Source organism: Pseudomonas sp. 05N432, assembly GCF_056396945.1.
Window position 1 is genome coordinate 40,242 of the sequence record NZ_JBFTMM010000015.1, and the last position, 19,342, is coordinate 59,583.

General features: G+C 59.9%; 14 protein-coding genes. All 14 read left to right on the forward strand.

Going from position 1 to position 19,342, the window contains the following annotated elements:
- The first annotated feature begins 212 nt into the window (after window positions 1-212).
- Complete coding sequence (gene hutU, locus AC1DHT_RS17410) at window positions 213-1,916, forward strand: urocanate hydratase (protein WP_054595185.1); 1,704 nt, start codon at window positions 213-215, stop codon at window positions 1,914-1,916.
- A gap of 172 nt (window positions 1,917-2,088) precedes the next feature.
- Window positions 2,089-3,555 (forward strand): purine-cytosine permease family protein, encoded by a 1,467-nt coding sequence (locus AC1DHT_RS17415; protein ID WP_427537643.1) that lies wholly within the window; start codon window positions 2,089-2,091, stop codon window positions 3,553-3,555.
- A gap of 170 nt (window positions 3,556-3,725) precedes the next feature.
- Window positions 3,726-4,577, forward strand: coding sequence for an ABC transporter permease (locus tag AC1DHT_RS17420; RefSeq protein WP_145016663.1), 852 nt, complete (start codon window positions 3,726-3,728; stop codon window positions 4,575-4,577).
- A complete protein-coding gene (locus AC1DHT_RS17425; RefSeq protein WP_427537646.1) occupies window positions 4,574-5,398 on the forward strand; it encodes a quaternary amine ABC transporter ATP-binding protein in 825 nt (274 codons plus the stop codon). Before AC1DHT_RS17420 ends, AC1DHT_RS17425 begins: the two co-directional genes overlap by 4 nt.
- Window positions 5,399-5,614: 216 nt before the next feature.
- Window positions 5,615-7,147 carry a histidine ammonia-lyase gene (gene hutH / locus AC1DHT_RS17430; RefSeq protein ID WP_427537649.1) on the forward strand — a complete coding sequence of 511 codons (1,533 nt, stop codon included), beginning with the start codon at window positions 5,615-5,617 and terminating at the stop codon, window positions 7,145-7,147.
- 296 nt (window positions 7,148-7,443) lie between these two features.
- On the forward strand, window positions 7,444-8,850 hold the full coding sequence (locus AC1DHT_RS17435) for an amino acid permease (RefSeq protein ID WP_427537652.1): 1,407 nt from the start codon (window positions 7,444-7,446) through the stop codon (window positions 8,848-8,850).
- Window positions 8,851-8,866: 16 nt separating this feature from the next.
- A complete protein-coding gene (hutI, locus tag AC1DHT_RS17440) occupies window positions 8,867-10,072 on the forward strand; it encodes an imidazolonepropionase (RefSeq protein ID WP_427537655.1) in 1,206 nt (401 codons plus the stop codon).
- 10 nt (window positions 10,073-10,082) lie between these two features.
- Window positions 10,083-10,886, forward strand: a complete 804-nt coding sequence (gene hutG / locus AC1DHT_RS17445) for an N-formylglutamate deformylase (RefSeq protein ID WP_427537658.1) — start codon at window positions 10,083-10,085, stop codon at window positions 10,884-10,886.
- 251 nt (window positions 10,887-11,137) lie between these two features.
- Window positions 11,138-12,085, forward strand: a complete 948-nt coding sequence (locus tag AC1DHT_RS17450) for a choline ABC transporter substrate-binding protein (RefSeq protein WP_427537661.1) — start codon at window positions 11,138-11,140, stop codon at window positions 12,083-12,085.
- Between the two features lie 100 nt (window positions 12,086-12,185).
- Complete coding sequence (locus AC1DHT_RS17455; protein WP_427537664.1) at window positions 12,186-13,121, forward strand: alpha/beta hydrolase; 936 nt, start codon at window positions 12,186-12,188, stop codon at window positions 13,119-13,121.
- 104 nt (window positions 13,122-13,225) lie between these two features.
- Window positions 13,226-14,197: a prolyl aminopeptidase gene (gene pip, locus AC1DHT_RS17460; protein ID WP_427537667.1), complete on the forward strand. Its 972-nt coding sequence runs from the start codon at window positions 13,226-13,228 to the stop codon at window positions 14,195-14,197.
- The gene (gene dtd, locus AC1DHT_RS17465; protein WP_427537670.1) at window positions 14,194-14,631 is read left to right on the forward strand and encodes a D-aminoacyl-tRNA deacylase; all 438 of its coding nucleotides are present in this window, start codon (window positions 14,194-14,196) and stop codon (window positions 14,629-14,631) included. The genes pip and dtd overlap by 4 nt, the downstream gene beginning before the upstream one ends.
- Window positions 14,632-14,908: 277 nt before the next feature.
- Window positions 14,909-16,684: a glucan biosynthesis protein G gene (locus AC1DHT_RS17470; RefSeq protein WP_427537673.1), complete on the forward strand. Its 1,776-nt coding sequence runs from the start codon at window positions 14,909-14,911 to the stop codon at window positions 16,682-16,684.
- Window positions 16,677-19,247, forward strand: coding sequence for a glucans biosynthesis glucosyltransferase MdoH (gene mdoH / locus AC1DHT_RS17475; protein WP_427537676.1), 2,571 nt, complete (start codon window positions 16,677-16,679; stop codon window positions 19,245-19,247). Before AC1DHT_RS17470 ends, mdoH begins: the two co-directional genes overlap by 8 nt.
- The last annotated feature ends 95 nt before the right edge of the window (window positions 19,248-19,342 follow it).

Sequence of the window (19,342 nt, forward strand, 5' to 3'; positions counted from 1 at the left end):
GCTTTTCAGCCAGATTCAGCACTTTGTTGAAGCGCCATCCAGAAAGTTGGCCGCTTGATTGCATATGCTTGTATGTACAAGTAAAGACGTATGTGTATGAGTCACGAAGACTCGACCATCGTCCACTGATTCGCCGGTGTGCACCATCTGCACATTGGCTTGCTCGCCCACTGCCTGGGCTGGTTTGGATTGATTGCTGAGGAGTTTTTTTCGTGACTGACAATACCCAGAAACCGACCCCCGTCACTTTTACTAAGCACCGGGACGTTGAAATCCGTGCCCCGCGTGGCAACAAGCTGACCGCCAAAAGCTGGCTGACCGAAGCGCCGCTGCGCATGTTGATGAACAACCTCGACCCGGAAGTTGCCGAGAACCCTAAAGAACTGGTGGTTTACGGCGGTATCGGTCGCGCGGCGCGTAACTGGGAATGCTACGACAAGATCGTCGAGAGCCTGACCAACCTGAATGACGACGAGACCCTGCTGGTGCAATCCGGCAAGCCGGTCGGCGTCTTCAAGACTCACAGCAACGCCCCACGCGTACTGATCGCCAACTCCAACCTGGTACCACACTGGGCGAGCTGGGAGCACTTCAACGAACTCGACGCCAAAGGCCTGGCCATGTACGGCCAGATGACTGCCGGCAGCTGGATCTATATCGGCAGCCAGGGCATCGTTCAGGGCACCTACGAAACTTTCGTTGAAGCCGGTCGCCAGCACTACAACGACAACCTCACCGGTCGCTGGGTCCTGACTGCAGGTCTGGGCGGCATGGGTGGTGCTCAACCACTGGCCGCTACCCTGGCCGGCGCGTGCTCGCTGAACATCGAATGCCAACAAGTGAGCATCGATTTCCGTCTGAAAAGCCGTTATGTCGACGAGCAGGCCAAAGACCTCGACGACGCGCTGGCGCGCATCGCCAAATACACCAAAGAAGGCAAAGCGATTTCCATCGCCCTGCTGGGTAACGCGGCAGAAATCCTGCCGGAATTGGTCCGTCGCGGCGTGCGTCCGGACATGGTCACCGACCAGACCAGCGCCCACGATCCGCTCAACGGTTACCTGCCAGCCGGTTGGACCTGGGAAGAGTACCGCGCTCGCGCCAAGACCGAGCCGGCTGCTGTGATCAAAGCCGCCAAGCAATCGATGGCCGTGCACGTCAAAGCGATGCTCGACTTCCAGAAGCAAGGCATCCCGACGTTCGACTACGGCAACAACATCCGTCAGATGGCGCAAGAAGAAGGCGTCGAGAACGCATTCGACTTCCCGGGCTTCGTGCCGGCCTACATCCGTCCGCTGTTCTGTCGTGGTATCGGTCCGTTCCGTTGGGCTGCACTCTCGGGTAACGCTGAAGACATCTACAAAACCGACGCCAAGGTCAAGGAGCTGATCCCGGACGACGCCCACCTGCACAACTGGCTGGACATGGCGCGCGAGCGCATCAGCTTCCAGGGTCTGCCGGCGCGTATCTGCTGGGTGGGTCTGGGTCTGCGCGCCAAGCTGGGCCTGGCGTTCAACGAAATGGTCCGCAGTGGCGAGCTGTCGGCACCGATCGTGATCGGCCGCGACCACCTGGACTCCGGTTCGGTGGCGAGCCCTAACCGCGAAACCGAATCCATGCAGGATGGCTCCGACGCCGTGTCCGACTGGCCACTGCTCAACGCTCTGCTGAACACCGCGAGCGGCGCGACCTGGGTTTCCCTGCACCACGGCGGCGGCGTCGGCATGGGCTTCTCCCAACACTCGGGCATGGTGATTGTTTGCGACGGTACTGACGAAGCGGCCGAGCGTATCGCTCGCGTTCTGCACAACGACCCGGCCACCGGTGTTATGCGTCACGCCGATGCCGGTTACCAGATCGCTATCGACTGTGCCAAGGAGCAGGGCCTGAACCTGCCGATGATCACCGGTAAATAACGCAATACCTGTAGGCGCAGGAGCTTTTGGTGGGAGCGAGCCTGCTCGCGATGAGGCCAGCACATTCAACATCTTTGTTGACTGACAAACCGCTATCGCGAGCAGGCTCGCTCCCACAAAAGCCAACACACCAACACCTGGTATACCCATAACAATCCACAGAGGTTGACCCATGGCTAATGATGATCGTGCACGCAGTAAACCGTTGATCGAGAAGCGGTCGATCGACTACATCCCGGAAGCGGAAAGACACGGTCGTCTATTGAGTCAGTTCACCCTGTGGTTGGGTGCCAACCTGCAAATCACCGCGATTGTGACGGGTGCTTTGGCGGTGGTACTGGGCGGGGATGTGTTCTGGTCGTTGATCGGTTTGCTGATCGGCCAATTGCTCGGCGGTGGCGTCATGGCGCTGCACGCCGCGCAAGGTCCGCAACTCGGTTTGCCGCAAATGATCTCCAGCCGTGTGCAGTTTGGCGTGTATGGGGCGGTGATTCCGCTGGTGCTGGTGTGCCTGATGTACATCGGCTTCTCGGCCAGCGGATCCTTGCTGGCAGGGCAGGCGGTCGCGCAGTTGCTGCACGTCGAAGACTGGGTCGGTATCACGCTGTTCGCCGGCTCGATCATGGTCTTCACCATCTTCGGCTATCGGGTGATCCACGGCATCGGCCGGGTCGCCAGTGTGCTGGGCGTGGTGGCGTTCATCTACCTGTTCTACAAACTTTTGGCCGGTAACGACATCGGCGCATTGCTGGGCAACAAGCACTTCTCGGTGGCGAGTTTCCTGTTGGCGGTGTCGCTGTCGGCGTCCTGGCAGATCGCGTTCGGCCCTTATGTGGCGGACTACTCGCGTTACCTGCCGCGCAGCACCTCGGCGTCGAAAACCTTCTGGGCCGTTGGCCTGGGTTCGGTGATCGGTGCACAGGCGTCGATGGTCTTCGGCGTCTTCGCCGCAGCCCTGGCCGGTTCGCAGTTCGCTCACCACGAGGTGTCGTTCATCGTCAGCCTGGGCGGTACCGGGGTTGTCGCGGCACTGCTGTACTTCGCCGTGGCTTTCGGCAAAGTCACTGTGACCACCTTGAACGCCTACGGCAGCTTCATGTCGATCGCGACGATCATCAGTGGCTTCCGTGGCAGCCGCCACATTGGAAGCGGTGTGCGTCTGCTGTACATCTTCATCATGGTGTCGCTTGCCGCGGCTCTGGCATTGCTTGGCAAGGACTCGTTCCTCAAGGAATTCTCTGCGTTCATCCTGTTCCTGCTGGCGTTCTTCACGCCATGGAGCGCGATCAACCTGGTGGACTTCTACTGCATCACCAAAGAACGCTATGACATTCCGGCACTGTCCAACCCCGAGGGTCGCTACGGTCGCTGGAACATCATGGGCATCAGCATTTACGTGTTCGGCGTGTTGATTCAAATGCCGTTCATTTCCACCCACTTCTACACTGGCCCTCTGGTCGCAAGCCTCGGTGATACCGACATCTCGTGGATCATTGGCCTGGTGGTCCCGGCAGCGATGTACTACTTCGCTGCCAAGAAGTGGCATAGCGCAGTACCCGATCGCCTGATACTGCCGGTTGAGCAGGGCGACGCGGTAAAAGTGAAAACAAGTGGGGCGGATAGCGTTGCAGCAATCTGACTGGACGAAACTGGCGAAGATCTTCGTGAAGGCACATCCTGAGATCTGGCAGTTGCGGGTCACTACCGACACTGCCAGGAAAATCAACGCGGAACTGTAGGCAGATACCTCCCGGCTAACCGAGAGGCTGGCCGGGACGTTCGCTACATCCACTTGATTGAGAGTCTCTTATGTTTCCCGAAAGCTTCACCTTTTCCATCGCCGACCGGGTCAACGTCTGGGTTGATTCGCTGGTCGTCAATTACGGGGATGTGTTCCGCCACATCTCCGACACCTTGCTCTGGGCCATCGTCAACCTCGAAGGCCTGCTGCGTGCGGCGCCGTGGTGGTTGATGCTGGTGATTGTTGCCGGCATTGCCTGGCACGCGACCCGCAAGCTGGTGACGACGGCGGTGATCGTTGGTTTGCTGTTCCTGGTGGGCGCTGTCGGCCTCTGGGACAAGCTCATGCAAACGTTGGCACTGATGCTGGTGGCGACGGTTATTTCGGTGCTGATCGGCATTCCGTTGGGCATTTTGTCGGCGCGCAGCAATCGCCTGCGTTCAGTGTTGATGCCGCTGCTCGACATCATGCAGACCATGCCCAGCTTCGTGTACCTGATCCCGGTGCTGATGCTGTTCGGTCTGGGCAAGGTCCCGGCGATTTTCGCCACGGTGATCTACGCTGTACCGCCGCTGATTCGCCTGACCGATCTGGGCATTCGCCAGGTCGATCGCGAAGTCATGGAGGCGATCAATGCCTTCGGCGCCAACCGTTGGCAGCAACTGTTTGGCGTGCAACTGCCGCTGGCGCTGCCGAGCATTATGGCCGGGATCAATCAGACCACCATGATGGCCCTGTCGATGGTGGTGATCGCCTCGATGATCGGTGCGCGTGGCCTGGGTGAAGACGTGCTGGTGGGGATCCAGACCCTTAATGTCGGACGCGGTCTTGAAGCCGGTCTGGCGATCGTGATTCTGGCGGTGGTCATTGACCGGATTACCCAAGCCTACGGTCGTCCGCGGCATGAGGTGAGCCAATGAACAGCGCCGCCAAGATCGAAGTCAAAAACGTTTTCAAGATTTTCGGTAACCGTTCGGCCGATGCGCTGAACATGATCCGACAGAACAAGAGCAAGGATCAGGTACTGGCCGAGACCGGCTGCGTGATTGGCGTGAATGATCTGTCACTGAGCATCGCTACCGGCGAGATATTCGTGATCATGGGCCTGTCGGGTTCCGGCAAGTCGACACTGGTGCGGCACATCAACCGCCTGATCGACCCGACCAGCGGCGTGATCCTGGTGGACGGCGTGGACATCCTGCAATACGACATGGAAGCCCTGCGCGAATTTCGTCGGCACAAGATCAGCATGGTGTTCCAGAGCTTCGGCCTGTTGCCCCACAAGAACGTACTGGACAACGTCGCCTACGGTTTGAAAGTGCGTGGTGAAAGCAAGCAAGTGTGCGCCGAGCGCGCGCAACACTGGATCAACACCGTGGGCCTTCAAGGCTACGAAAACAAATACCCGCATCAACTGTCTGGCGGTATGCGTCAGCGTGTGGGCCTGGCCCGCGCCTTGGCGGCGGACACTGACATCATCCTGATGGATGAAGCCTTCAGTGCCCTTGACCCGCTGATCCGCGCCGAGATGCAGGACCAGTTGCTCGAACTGCAACAGACGCTGCACAAGACCATCGTGTTCATCACCCACGACCTCGATGAGGCCGTGCGTATTGGCAACCGGATTGCGATTCTCAAGGATGGGCAGTTGATCCAGGTCGGCACGCCGAAAGAGATCCTTCACTCGCCGGCCGATGAATACGTCGACCGGTTTGTCCAGCGGCGTGCGGCGGTGGTTTAGGAGAGTTGCCATGTTCCAGACTGAATTGATTTTGAAAGACCCGATACTGCTGTAAACCGCGTGACCCAAGCTGTACTGATTTCTACAAAAGCCAGCGTGCCAAGGCGCCACCCCCTCAAGAAGCGGGCAGCGACGGACAACGGAATCATCCGGAGCGTCTGGTTAGTTAACTGCTCTTATATAAAGAGCATAAAAACTCTCAAAAGGAGAATAAATGTGACTGCTCTGAATCTTATCCCTGGCCAACTGAGTCTTGCCCAACTGCGCGCTGTTTATCAGCAACCGGTCAACGTCCGTCTCGACGACAGTGCCTCCGCCCAGATCGAAGCCAGTGTTGCCTGCGTGGAACAGATCCTCGTGGAAAACCGTACCGCGTACGGCATCAACACCGGTTTCGGCCTGCTGGCTTCGACCCGCATTGCCAGCGAAGACCTGGAAAACCTCCAGCGCTCGCTGGTGTTGTCCCACGCTGCCGGTGTTGGCGAGCCAATCAGCGACGCTCTGGTGCGTCTGATCATGGTGCTCAAGGTCAACAGCCTGAGCCGTGGTTTCTCCGGTATTCGCCGGGTGGTGATCGACGCGCTGATCGCCTTGATCAACGCTGAGGTTTACCCACACATTCCGTTGAAAGGTTCGGTCGGTGCTTCCGGTGACCTGGCGCCTCTGGCCCACATGTCGCTGGTACTGCTGGGCGAAGGCAAGGCCCGTTACAAAGGTGAATGGCTGCCAGCAACTGAAGCGCTGAAAGTCGCAGGCCTGCAACCGCTGACCCTGGCGGCCAAAGAAGGTCTGGCACTGCTTAACGGCACTCAGGTGTCCACCGCTTATGCACTGCGTGGCCTGTTCGAAGGCGAAGACCTGTTCGCTGGTGCCCTGGCCCTTGGCGGTCTGACCGTTGAAGCCGTGCTGGGCTCGCGCTCGCCATTCGACGCTCGCATTCATGCTGCCCGTGGTCAAAAAGGCCAGATCGATGCTGCTGCCGCTTACCGCGACCTGCTGGGCGAGCGCAGCCAGGTTTCCGATTCGCACGAGAACTGCGAAAAGGTTCAGGACCCGTACTCGCTGCGCTGTCAGCCGCAAGTCATGGGCGCCTGCCTGACTCAGTTCCGTCAGGCCGCTGAAGTGTTGGCGATCGAAGCCAACGCCGTGTCGGATAACCCGTTGGTCTTCGCAGCTGAAGGTGACGTGATCTCCGGCGGTAACTTCCACGCCGAACCGGTTGCCATGGCGGCCGACAACATGGCCCTGGCCATCGCTGAAATCGGTTCCCTGAGCGAGCGTCGCATCTCGCTGATGATGGACAAGCACATGTCGCAACTGCCACCGTTCCTGGTGGCCAACGGTGGCGTGAACTCCGGCTTCATGATCGCCCAGGTGACCGCGGCGGCTCTGGCCAGCGAAAACAAGGCACTGGCGCATCCGCATTCGGTAGACAGCCTGCCGACGTCCGCCAACCAGGAAGACCACGTTTCCATGGCACCTGCCGCTGGCAAGCGTCTGTGGGAAATGGCTGAAAACACTCGCGGTGTTCTGGCTGTCGAGTGGTTGGCAGCCTGCCAGGGCCTGGACCTGCGCGACGGTCTGAAGACTTCGTCGAAACTGGAAAAAGCTCGCAGCACCCTGCGCGCCAAAGTACCGTTCTACGAGAAGGACCGTTTCTTTGCACCGGACATCAACGCCGCGAGCGAACTGCTGGCTTCGCGTTGCTTGAATGAGCTGGTAATGGCGAAGTTGCTGCCTAGTCTGTAATGGTCTGAGGGGGGAGGGCCAAGATGTCTTCGCCCTCTAAATCCACCCCTCACCCCAGCCCTCTCCCCAAGGGGGAGAGGGGGAAGGGAGCCGATCCTCGTTGTGTTCGGAGCCTGAGTTCGACTCATAATCTCAGGTCGCAGTACCTCGAAAGCAACTCGCAGTCAGTCCCCTCGCCCCTCTGGGGGAGAGGGTTAGGGTGAGGGAGGATCTTGAGGCAAGTACAAATGCCGAATCTGTTCAAGGCCCTACATCCCTCATCAATCTTCTCCGACAAGAACAACTAAGGACGAGAAATGCAAAAGCCAGAGAACGGCTTGAAACGCGGGCTATCTGCCCGACATATTCGCTTCATGGCACTGGGGTCGGCGATCGGCACCGGGCTGTTTTACGGTTCTGCCTCGGCCATCCAGATGGCCGGTCCTGCGGTGCTGCTTGCGTACCTGATTGGTGGCGCAGCGGTGTTCATGGTCATGCGCGCCCTTGGCGAAATGGCTGTGCACAACCCGGTCGCAGGTTCTTTCGGTCAATACGCCAGCACTTACCTGGGACCGATGGCAGGCTTCATCCTGGGATGGACCTACGCCTTCGAAATGGTCATCGTCGGCATGGCCGACGTCACTGCGTTCGGTATTTACATGGGCTTCTGGTTCCCGGAAGTCTCTCGCTGGATTTGGGTACTGGGCGTCGTTTCCATCGTCGGCGGCTTGAACCTGTGCAACGTCAAAGTCTTCGGTGAAATGGAGTTCTGGCTGTCGCTGCTCAAGGTCGCCGCCATCGTTGCGATGATCCTCGGGGGCTTCGGCATCATGCTGTTCGGTATCAGCACGGCCCCTGGCCAGGTGACCGACATCAGCAATCTCTGGACCCAAGGCGGCTTCATGCCCAATGGCATGGGCGGTCTGATCGCTTCGTTCGCGGTGGTGATGTTTGCGTTTGGCGGTATTGAAATCATTGGCGTCACCGCCGGTGAGGCCAAAGACCCGCAGCACGTGTTGCCTCGTGCGATCAACGCCGTACCGTTGCGGATTCTGCTGTTCTACGTGCTGACGATGCTGGTGCTGATGTCGATCTTTCCTTGGCAGCAGATCGGTAGCCAGGGCAGCCCGTTTGTACAGATCTTCGATAAGCTGGGGATCAGCTCGGCGGCCACCATCCTTAATATTGTGGTGATTACGGCGGCGATTTCGGCGATCAACAGTGACATTTTCGGCGCTGGCCGCATGATGTTCGGTCTGGCCCAGCAAGGGCACGCACCGAAAGGCTTCGCCCGCCTGTCGCGAAATGGCGTGCCATGGATGACCGTGGTGGTGATGAGTGTCGCGCTGCTGCTGGGCGTGTTGCTGAACTACCTGATCCCGGAAAACGTCTTTCTGCTGATCGCTTCCATTGCGACCTTTGCTACCGTCTGGGTCTGGCTGATGATTCTGTTCACTCAGGTGGCGATGCGTCGCTCCATGACCGCCGAGCAAGTCGCGCAGCTGAAATTCCCGGTACCGTTCTGGCCCTATGCACCGATGGCGGCAATTGCCTTCATGCTGTTTGTCTTCGGCGTGCTGGGTTATTTCCCGGATACCCAAGCGGCACTGATCGTCGGCGTGGTCTGGATCGTGTTGCTGGTACTGGCCTATCTGATGTGGGTCAAACCGGCGGCAGGGCAGGCGGCCCTGGTCGCGCGTGATCCTTCTTTTTCTCATCGATAACTAACGGAGGCCTCGGATGAAAACTCTCTGGCAACACTGCCACGTTGCAAGCATGGCGCAGGGCACCTACTCGATCATCGAGGATGCCGCCATCGTGACGTCAGGTGCGCACATTGAGTGGATCGGCCCACGTAGCGAGCTGCCGTCCGGCGAATATCCCGAGGTCCATGACCTCGCGGGGGCCTGGGTCACCCCGGGCCTGATCGACTGCCACACCCACACGGTGTTCGGTGGCAACCGCAGCGGCGAGTTCGAGCAGCGTCTGCAAGGCGTGAGCTATGCGCAGATCGCAGCAGCCGGTGGCGGCATCGCCAGCACCGTGCGCGCCACGCGTGCGGCGACCGAGGACGAGCTGTTCGCCAGTGCGAAGAAGCGCCTGAAAAGCTTGCTGCGTGACGGCGTGACCAGCATCGAGATGAAGTCCGGTTATGGCCTCGACCTCGCCAGTGAGCGGAAAATCCTGCGGGTGATCCGTCGCCTCGGCGCCGAACTGCCGGTCAGTGTGCGCAGCACCTGCCTGGCCGCTCACGCCTTGCCGCCAGAGTACGCCGACCGTGCCGACGACTACATCGACCATATCTGCAGCGAAATGCTGCCGGCGCTGGCCGCCGAAGGCCTGGTCGATGCGGTGGATGCGTTCTGCGAATACCTGGCGTTTTCGCCTGCGCAGGTCGAGCGGGTGTTCGTCGCGGCGCAGCAACTCGGTTTGCCGGTGAAGCTGCATGCCGAGCAATTGTCGTCCTTGCACGGTTCCAGCCTGGCGGCACGTTATCACGCGTTGTCGGCCGACCATCTGGAGTTCATGACCGAAGAGGACGCCATCGCCATGGCGGCCTCCGGCACTGTTGCCGTGTTGCTGCCGGGAGCCTTCTACTTCCTGCGTGAAACCCAATTGCCGCCGATGGATGCTTTGCGCAAGCACGGCGTGAAAATCGCCATTGCCAGCGACCTCAATCCCGGCACCTCGCCGGCGCTGTCGGTTCGGTTGATGCTGAACATGGCCTGCACCTGTTTCCGCATGACTCCGGAAGAGGCGCTGGCCGGCGCGACTATTCACGCCGCCAAGGCACTGGGCATGGAACAAACCCATGGCTCGCTCGAAGTCGGCAAAGTCGCTGACTTCGTGGCCTGGCAGATCGATCGCCCAGCCGACCTGTCGTACTGGTTGGGCGGTGACCTGGAAAAACGCGTCGTGCGTCACGGCGTCGAAGTCGAGTTATAGGAGAACAGTTGTGGATAAGGTTCTGAACTTCAAACAAGGCCGGGTGCCGCTGCTGATCAGCATGCCTCACGCTGGCGTGCGTCTGACGCCTGCGGTTGAAGCCGGTTTGATTCCCGAGGCACAAAGCCTGCCGGACACTGACTGGCATATTCCCACGCTCTACGAATTTGCCGCCGAGCTGGGCGCCAGCACCCTGGCCGCCGAGTATTCGCGGTTCGTCATCGACCTTAACCGGCCGTCTGACGACAAGCCGTTGTACATCGGTGCGACGACTGGCCTGTACCCGGCGACATTGTTCGACGGCGTGCCGTTGTTCCGCGAAGGGCTGGAGCCGTCTGCACAGGAGCGTGCGACTTACCTGGAGAAAGTCTGGACGCCGTACCACAGCACCCTGCAGCAAGAACTCGCGCGGTTGAAAGCCGAGTTCGGTTATGCGCTGTTGTTCGATGCGCATTCGATCCGTTCGGTGATCCCGCACCTGTTCGACGGCAAGTTGCCGGACTTCAACCTCGGCACGTTCAACGGCGCCAGTTGCGATCCACAGCTGGCCAGCCAGCTCGAAGCGATCTGCGCCCGGCACACGGATTACAGCCATGTGCTCAACGGGCGTTTCAAGGGCGGTCACATCACCCGTCATTACGGCAATCCGGCCGAAAACATCCACGCAGTGCAGCTGGAGTTGGGGCAGTGCACTTACATGGAAGAGGTCGAACCGTTCCGCTATCGGCCTGACCTGGCGGCACCGACGCAGGTGGTGCTCAAGGAGTTGCTGCAAGGCTTGCTGGCCTGGGGGCAGAAACACTACGGCGCATAACCCTGTGGGAGCGAGCCTGCTCGCGATGAGGCCATTGCATTCAACATAGTTGTTGCTTGTCAGTCCGCCATCGCGAGCAGGCTCGCTCCCACAAGGTAACTTCCCTCGCCACAGGGTGGTGGGACAGTCGCCACTGTGCAAAACACAGTCGCCTCAGGGCGCTTTGGTGCACGCTTGGCTGAGTAACGTTGTGGGCACGGTGCACGAAGACACCGGGCCCACAATAACCAGCTGCCGAGCGAGCCTTTCCGATGAAACGACTGTTCAACCGCTGTCTGTTAATCCTTACCGGCACCGCACTTCTGAGCGCCAACACCTTTGCCAGCGAACCGGCGTCCTGCCAATCCGTGCGCATGGGCGTGGTCAACTGGACCGACGTGATCGCCACCAGTGGCATGGCCGATGTCTTGCTCAACGGGCTTGGCTACGAAAGCAAGCAAACCAGCGCCGTGCAGCAAATCATCTTCGCCGGCATCCGCGACAAACGCCTGGATATCTTCCTCGGCTACTGGAAGCCCGCGATGGACAAGAACATCGCGCCGTTCATCGCCGCCAATCAACTCAAAGTCATGGACAAACCCAGCCTGTCTGATGCGCAGGCAACCCTCGCGGTGCCTGACTATGTCGCGGCAGCGGGCCTGAAAACCTTCGGCGATATCGCCAGATTCAAAGACCAGCTGGGTGGCAAGATCTACGGCATCGAGCCGGGCAGCGGCGCCAACACCACCATCAAGACCATGATCGAGACCAATCACTTTGGCCTCAAGGACTTCAAGCTGATCGAATCCGGCGAGGCCGGCATGCTGGCCGCCGTGCAGCGGGCAATCAATCGCAAGGAGTTCGTGGTGTTCGTCGGCTGGACCCCGCATCCGATGAACATCAACATGAAGATCAACTACCTGACTGGCAGCGAGGATGTGTACGGCCCTAACGAAGGAGCGGCGACGGTCTCGACCGTGACCGCGCCGGATTATGCCCAGCGTTGCCCGAACGTGAACCGTCTGTTGGAAAACCTGACGTTCACTGCCGCCCAGGAAAGCCAGTTGATGGTGCCGATCATGGAGCGCAAGACCGCACAGGAAGTCGCCCGGCAATGGCTGCGTGACCATCCCGAGGATCTTCAGCGCTGGTTGGCGGGTGTCAGCAGTTTCGATGGCAAGAAGGATGGCGTGGCGGCGGTACAAGCCAGCCTGAAATAGGCCCGAAAGCCAACGCAGGAACCTGTGGCAAGCCCGCTTGCCACAGGTTACATGCAGACTCTGAATCGTCTACACCCGTTGCTACCCAGGTCTTTCCAGCATGTCCGATTACCCGCTTTCACCGCAGCTCTCGGCATTTGTCGAGAAAACCCTCAGGTTCAACAGCCCTGACAGCAGCCTGGACGGGCTGCGTCAGGCTTACAGTCAAATGTGCCGGGCATTTACTCCGGCCCGCCCGGACGGGCTGGAGGTCGCCGACTTTACGCTGGAAGGCGTTGGTGTTCGGTCTTACCAGCCAGCGGTGGCACCGCCGGATTCGGGTTGGCCGTGCATCCTTTATCTGCACGGCGGTGGCTGGGTCGTGGGGGATCTGGATTCGCACGACTTCATCTGCACCGAGTTGTCGGCGGTTTTGGGTGTGCTGGTGATAGCCGTCGATTACCGACTGGCACCGGAGCATCCCTTTCCGGCGGCGTTCGATGACTGCCTGAGCGTCTGGCGAGCGCTCTGTGCGGGGGCGAGCCGGTTTGCGCTGGACGCGACGCGGATGCTGGTGGCCGGTGACAGCGCCGGTGGCAATCTTGCCGCCGCGTTGTGCCTGGCATTGCGCGACCGGGGCGAGCGCTTGCCGTGCGCTCAGGTACTGATTTACCCAGGGCTGGGCGGTGACGCCAGTCTTCCATCACGCAGCGAATGTGCTGATGCGCCGCTACTCAGCAGCAGCGACCTGGACTGCTATCACGCGTTGTACTTGCGCGGTACGCGGCAGCCGCCGGCCTACGCCATGCCATTGCTCGCCGATGATTTCAGCGGTCTGCCGCCGACGATGATTGCCGTCGCTCAGTTCGACCCGCTACGCGACGACGGCGTCCGTTATGCCCGGCGACTTGAAGCCGCAGGGGGCGAGGTCAACCTGTATTCAGGCAAAGGGCTGATTCACGGGTGTTTGCGGGGCCGGGGCGAGGTCGCGGAAGTGGATCTGCTCTATGAAAACCTGTTGGCGTATTTGCATCGGTTTCTTGTAAGCGAGGTCTGATTTTTTGCGGGCATGCTCATTCAGGTAATTCGGGTTTATGATGCCGGACGGCAGAATAATTGAAGTCCCCCCAGGGATGACCTCGACCCCTTACGGAGCGCGCAATGCAGACTTTGTACCCGCAGATCAAACCCCACGCCCGGCACGATCTGGCCGTCGATGAAATACATACGCTGTACGTCGACGAAAGCGGTTCACCGGAAGGTTTGCCGGTGGTGTTCATTCACGGTGGCCCGGGGGCCGGTTGTGATGCGCAGAGTCGGCGCTACTTCGATCCGAACCTGTACCGAATCGTTACCTTCGATCAGCGCGGCTGCGGTCGTTCCACCCCCCACGCCAACCTCGAAAACAACACCACCTGGGATCTGGTCGCCGACCTTGAGCGGATTCGCCAGCACCTGGGGATAGAGAAATGGGTGCTGTTCGGCGGCTCCTGGGGTTCGACCCTGGCCCTGGCCTACGCACAAACCCACCCGGAGCGTGTGCACGGTCTGATCCTGCGCGGGATCTTTCTCTGCCGCCCGCAGGAAATCGAATGGTTCTACCAGGCCGGCGCCAGCCGTCTGTTCCCGGATTACTGGCAGGACTACATCGCGCCGATCCCGCTGGACGAGCGCGACGACCTGCTCAGCGCATTCCACAAGCGCCTGATCGGCAACGACCAGATTGCCCAGATGCACGCGGCCAAGGCCTGGTCGACCTGGGAAGGCCGCACGGCTACCTTGCGGCCGAACCCGATGGTGGTGGACCGCTTCTCCGAGCCGCAGCGCGCACTGTCGATTGCCCGGATCGAATGTCACTACTTCACCAATAACGCGTTCCTCGAGCCGAACCAGCTGATTCGCGACATGAGCAAGATCGCCCATTTGCCAGGCGTCATCGTCCATGGCCGTTACGATGTGATCTGCCCGTTGGATAATGCCTGGGAACTGCATCAGGCGTGGCCGAACAGCGAACTGCAGGTGATCCGCGATGCCGGGCACGCAGCGTCCGAACCGGGTATTACCGATGCATTGGTGCGTGCGGCCAGCCAGATGGCCCGGCGTTTGCTTGATTTACCGCCTGAAGAAGCATGAAGGGCCTGTTGCAACGCGTGCGAAATGCACGCGTCGAAGTGGCGGGGGAGGTTGTTGGCGCTGTAGACCAGGGTTTGCTGGTGCTGGTGGCGGTCGAGCCGCAAGACACACGGGCCAGCGCCGACAAACTCCTGCATAAGCTGCTTAACTATCGGGTATTCAGTGATGTCGAGGGCAAGATGAATCTGTCCTTGGCCGATGTCGGCGGTGGTTTGCTGTTGGTCTCGCAGTTCACCCTGGCCGCCGATACCAAAAATGGTTTGCGTCCGAGCTTTTCTACCGCGGCCCCACCGGCACTCGGAGAAGAGCTTTTTGGCTATATATTGACCAAAGCGCAGCAGTTACATGGCAAAGTGGCATCAGGTAGATTTGGCGCAGACATGCAGGTGCATCTGGTCAATGATGGCCCGGTAACCTTCCTGTTACAGACCTGAAGACGCTTGAAACATCTTTTCAGGCGTGTTTCGGTCGAAAACAGGGGTTTTTCGCGATAAATACTTTGTTACCCCTGATGCGTTGTAACGCGGCCTACTAGATAATCCCGCGCTACGGGGATCAGCGTTCGTTGGCCCATTTTTGACTTAGGTAGAGACTTGTCCGCGACCGTTTGGGGAATCATTTAGCCCCATCGGAGTCGGAACAATGCTCGCCAACCTGGCATATAGATAGCTGGCCGTTGGTTTTTTGATCTGTTTTCGGCGAGGGTTGCTCGTGATTGTTAGTCCCTGTAATGCACCAAAATTGTCTGCCAAACGGTTACGAAACGCACTGGTGACGGGCTCTGCTTTGCTTTGCCTGCTCAGCGCTGGCCAGCTTTGGGCATTCAATCTGGATGATGTGTCGGCCAAGGCAAAAGAGCTGGCCGGGCAAAAATACGAAGCCCCGCGCAGCAATCTGCCGAACGAATTCCGTGAGATGAAATTCGCGGATTATCAGAAAATTCGTTTCCTGACCGAAAAAGCCGAATGGGCCGACCAGAAAACCCCGTTCAAGCTGTCGTTCTATCACCAGGGCATGCACTTCGACACGCCGGTGAAGATCAACGAAATCACCGCCAACAACGTTGAAGAGATCAAGTACGACCCAAGTCGTTTCGATTTCGGCGACGTGAAGTTCGATCCTAAATCCACCGAAAAGCTGGGTTATGCCGGCTTCCGTGTGCTGTACCCGATCAACAAGGCCGACAAGCAAGACGAAATCATGACCATGCTCGGCGCGAGTTACTTCCGCGTCGTCGGCAAAGGCCACACCTATGGCCTGTCCGCCCGTGGCCTGGCGATCGACACTGCGTTGCCGTCCGGTGAAGAGTTTCCGCGCTTTACCGAGTTCTGGATCGAGCAACCCAAGCCGACCGACAAGCACCTGGTGATCTACGCCCTGCTGGACTCGCCGCGTGCCACCGGCGCCTACCGCCTGACCCTGCGTCCGGGCAGCGACACCATTGTCGACGTCAAGGCGCAGATGTTCCTGCGTGACAAGGTCAGCAAACTGGGCATCGCGCCACTGACCAGCATGTTCCTGTTCGGCGCCAACCAGCCGTCGAAAGTGCTCAACTACCGTCGCGAACTGCACGACTCCAGCGGCCTGTCGATCCATGCCGGTAACGGCGAGTGGATCTGGCGCCCGTTGAACAACCCGAAACACCTGGCCGTCAGCAACTTTTCGGTTGAGAACCCGCGTGGTTTCGGCCTGCTGCAACGTGGCCGTGACTTCAGCCACTACGAAGACCTCGATGACCGCTACGACAAGCGCCCAAGCGCCTGGATCGAGCCACAGGGCGACTGGGGCAAAGGTACTGTCGACCTCGTAGAGATCCCGACTGCCGACGAAACCAACGACAACATCGTTGCCTTCTGGAGCCCGGAAAAACTGCCTGAGCCTGGTCAGCCGCTGGACTTCGCCTATCGTCTGCACTGGACCATCGACGAAGCTGCCTTGCATTCGGCGGACAGCGCCTGGGTTCAACAGACCCTGCGTTCCACCGGTGACGTGAAACAGTCCAACCTGATTCGTCAGCCAGATGGCAGCGTTGCCTACCTGGTGGACTTCACAGGCCCGTCCCTCAAGGCACTGCCGGAAGATGCACCGGTTCACAGCCAGGTCAGTGTTGGCGACAACGCCGAAGTGGTCGAGAACAGCGTGCGCTACAACCCTGAAACCCAGGGCTGGCGTTTGACCCTGCGCATGAAGATCAAGGACCCAAGCAAATCCACCGAGATGCGTGCTGCGCTGGTCAAGGAAATCGCCTCCCCTGAGCCGGCCAAGGCCTCGGTGCCATACGCCAATTCTTCCATTGCCAAGGCCGACAAGATCGCCGCCAAGCAACTCGAGAAGAAAGAAAAGGAATCCAAGGACGCGAAAGACAAAGACGCCAAGCAGCCTGCCGCTGCCGAAGCAGCCCCTGCCACACCTCCTGCCCCGGATGCAGCCAAGACTGAACAAGTGCTGACCGAGACCTGGAGCTACCAGTTGCCAGCCGATGAGTAATTCCCAAGCACAGCCAGAAACTCTCAACGAGTATCTGGCACATTTGCCAATGACCGATGAGCAGCGCGCAGAACTTGCGGGCTGCACATCTTTCAGCGAACTGCATGAGCGCCTGTCGTCGCCGACCTTCGACGCACCGGGCGAAGCGAACCAGGCTTCGGTCGGTCGCCGGCTGACCCTCAACTCCGCCGAGGAGCTGGAAGAAGCCGAGATGTTGGCGCTCGACGCCGCCGGTCGTGTGTGCCTGAAGGCAACCCCGCCGATTCGTCGGACCAAGGTCGTGCCCGAGCCATGGCGTACCAATATCCTGGTGCGTGGCTGGCGTCGCCTGACCGGTCGCACCAATCCTCCGGCACCACCGAAGGATGAGCGCGTGCTGCCGGCGGCTCGCTGGCGCACTGTCGGTTCGATCCGCCGCTACATCCTGCTGGTGTTGATGCTGGGCCAGACCATCGTCGCGGGCTGGTACATGAAAGGCATCATGCCGTACCAGGGCTGGTCGTTCGTCGACCTCAACGAAGTCCTGCACCAACCGCTGCTCCAGACTGCCACGCAAGTGCTGCCCTATGCCTTGCAAACCAGCATCCTGATTCTGTTCGGGATTCTGTTCTGCTGGGTATCGGCCGGTTTCTGGACGGCACTGATGGGCTTCCTCGAGTTGCTCACCGGGCACGACAAGTACCGTATTTCCGGCGCCAGCGCTGGCAACGAGCCGATTCCCAAGGACGCTCGCACTGCATTGGTGATGCCGATCTGCAACGAAGACGTACCGCGGGTGTTCGCCGGTTTGCGTGCGACCTTCGAGTCGGTCGCCGCCACCGGTGACCTGGATCGCTTCGACTTCTTTGTCCTCAGTGACAGTAACGACACCGATATCTGCGTTGCCGAGCAGCAAGCCTGGCTGGATGTCTGCCGCGAAGCCAAGGGCTTTGGCAGGATTTTCTATCGCCGCCGTCGCCGTCGTGTGAAACGCAAGAGCGGCAACCTCGACGACTTCTGCCGTCGTTGGGGCGGTGATTACAAATACATGGTCGTACTCGATGCCGACAGCGTGATGAGCGGTGAATGCCTGACCAGTCTGGTGCGCTTGATGGAAGCCACGCCGGACGCCGGGATCATTCAGACCGCGCCACGTGCCTCGGGCATGGACACGCTGTATGCGCGCATGCAGCAGTTCGCCACGCGGGTATACGGTCCGCTGTTTACCGCCGGCCTGCACTTCTGGCAGTTGGGCGAATCCCACTACTGGGGCCACAACGCGATCATCCGCATGAAGCCGTTCATCGAGCACTGCGCCCTGGCGCCGTTGCCCGGTAAAGGCGCATTCGCGGGGGCGATCCTTTCCCACGACTTCGTTGAAGCGGCGCTGATGCGCCGTGCCGGCTGGGGCGTGTGGATCGCTTACGACCTGCCCGGCAGCTACGAAGAACTGCCGCCGAACCTGCTCGACGAACTCAAGCGTGACCGTCGCTGGTGCCACGGCAACCTGATGAACTTCCGGCTGTTCCTGGTCAAGGGCATGCACCCGGTGCACCGCGCGGTGTTCCTGACCGGCGTGATGTCGTACCTGTCGGCGCCGCTGTGGTTCTTCTTCCTGGTGCTGTCGACGGCGCTGCTGGCGGTCAACACGCTGATGGAGCCGCAGTACTTCATGGAGCCACGACAGCTGTATCCGCTGTGGCCACAATGGCACCCGGACAAGGCTGTTGCGCTGTTCTCGACAACCATCGTGCTGCTGTTCCTGCCGAAGTTGCTGAGCATCATCCTGATCTGGGCCAAGGGCGCGAAAGAGTTCGGCGGCAAGTTCAAGGTGACCCTGTCGATGCTGCTGGAGATGTTGTTCTCCATGCTGCTGGCGCCAGTGCGGATGATCTTCCACACCCGTTTCGTACTCGCCGCGTTCCTCGGCTGGGCAGCGACCTGGAACTCGCCACAACGTGACGACGACTCCACACCGTGGAGCGAAGCGGTGCGCCGCCATGGTCCGCAAACCTTGCTGGGCTTTTTCTGGGCTTTGCTGGTGGTCTGGCTGAACCCGAGTTTCCTCTGGTGGCTGGTACCGATCGTCGGTTCGTTGATGCTGTCGATCCCGGTGTCGGTGATCTCCAGCCGCGTGAAGCTGGGCCTCAAGTCCCGCGACGAAAGCCTGTTCCTGATCCCTGAGGAATACGCACCGCCGCAAGCCTTGCTGGCAACCGATCAGTACACCCACGAAAACCGTTGGCACGCACTGAACGACGGCTTCATCCGCGCCGTGGTCGATCCGCAGCAGAATGCCCTGGCATGCGCGCTGGCGACGTCGCGTCACGGTCAGGCCGAACCGATCGAGTGGCTGCGTATCGAACGGGTTCGCCATGCGCTGAAAGCCGGCCCTGCCGGATTGAACAACCATGAACGCCTGCAATTGCTGAGCGATCCGGTGGCACTGGGTCGCCTGCATGAGCAGGTCTGGAGCGAAGGTCACGCCGAGTGGCTGGGTGCCTGGCGAGCGTCGGTGAAAGCCGATCCTCATGCACCGCTGTTACCGCTCAGACCGCTGAGCGCACAGGCACAACCGGCCTGATGAAAAAGCCCCGCTACCGAGCGGGGCTTTTTTTTGCGTGAGTGATCAGCAAACAACAAATCCCCTTCTGCCCCCTTGTGCAAACGGACGAGTGC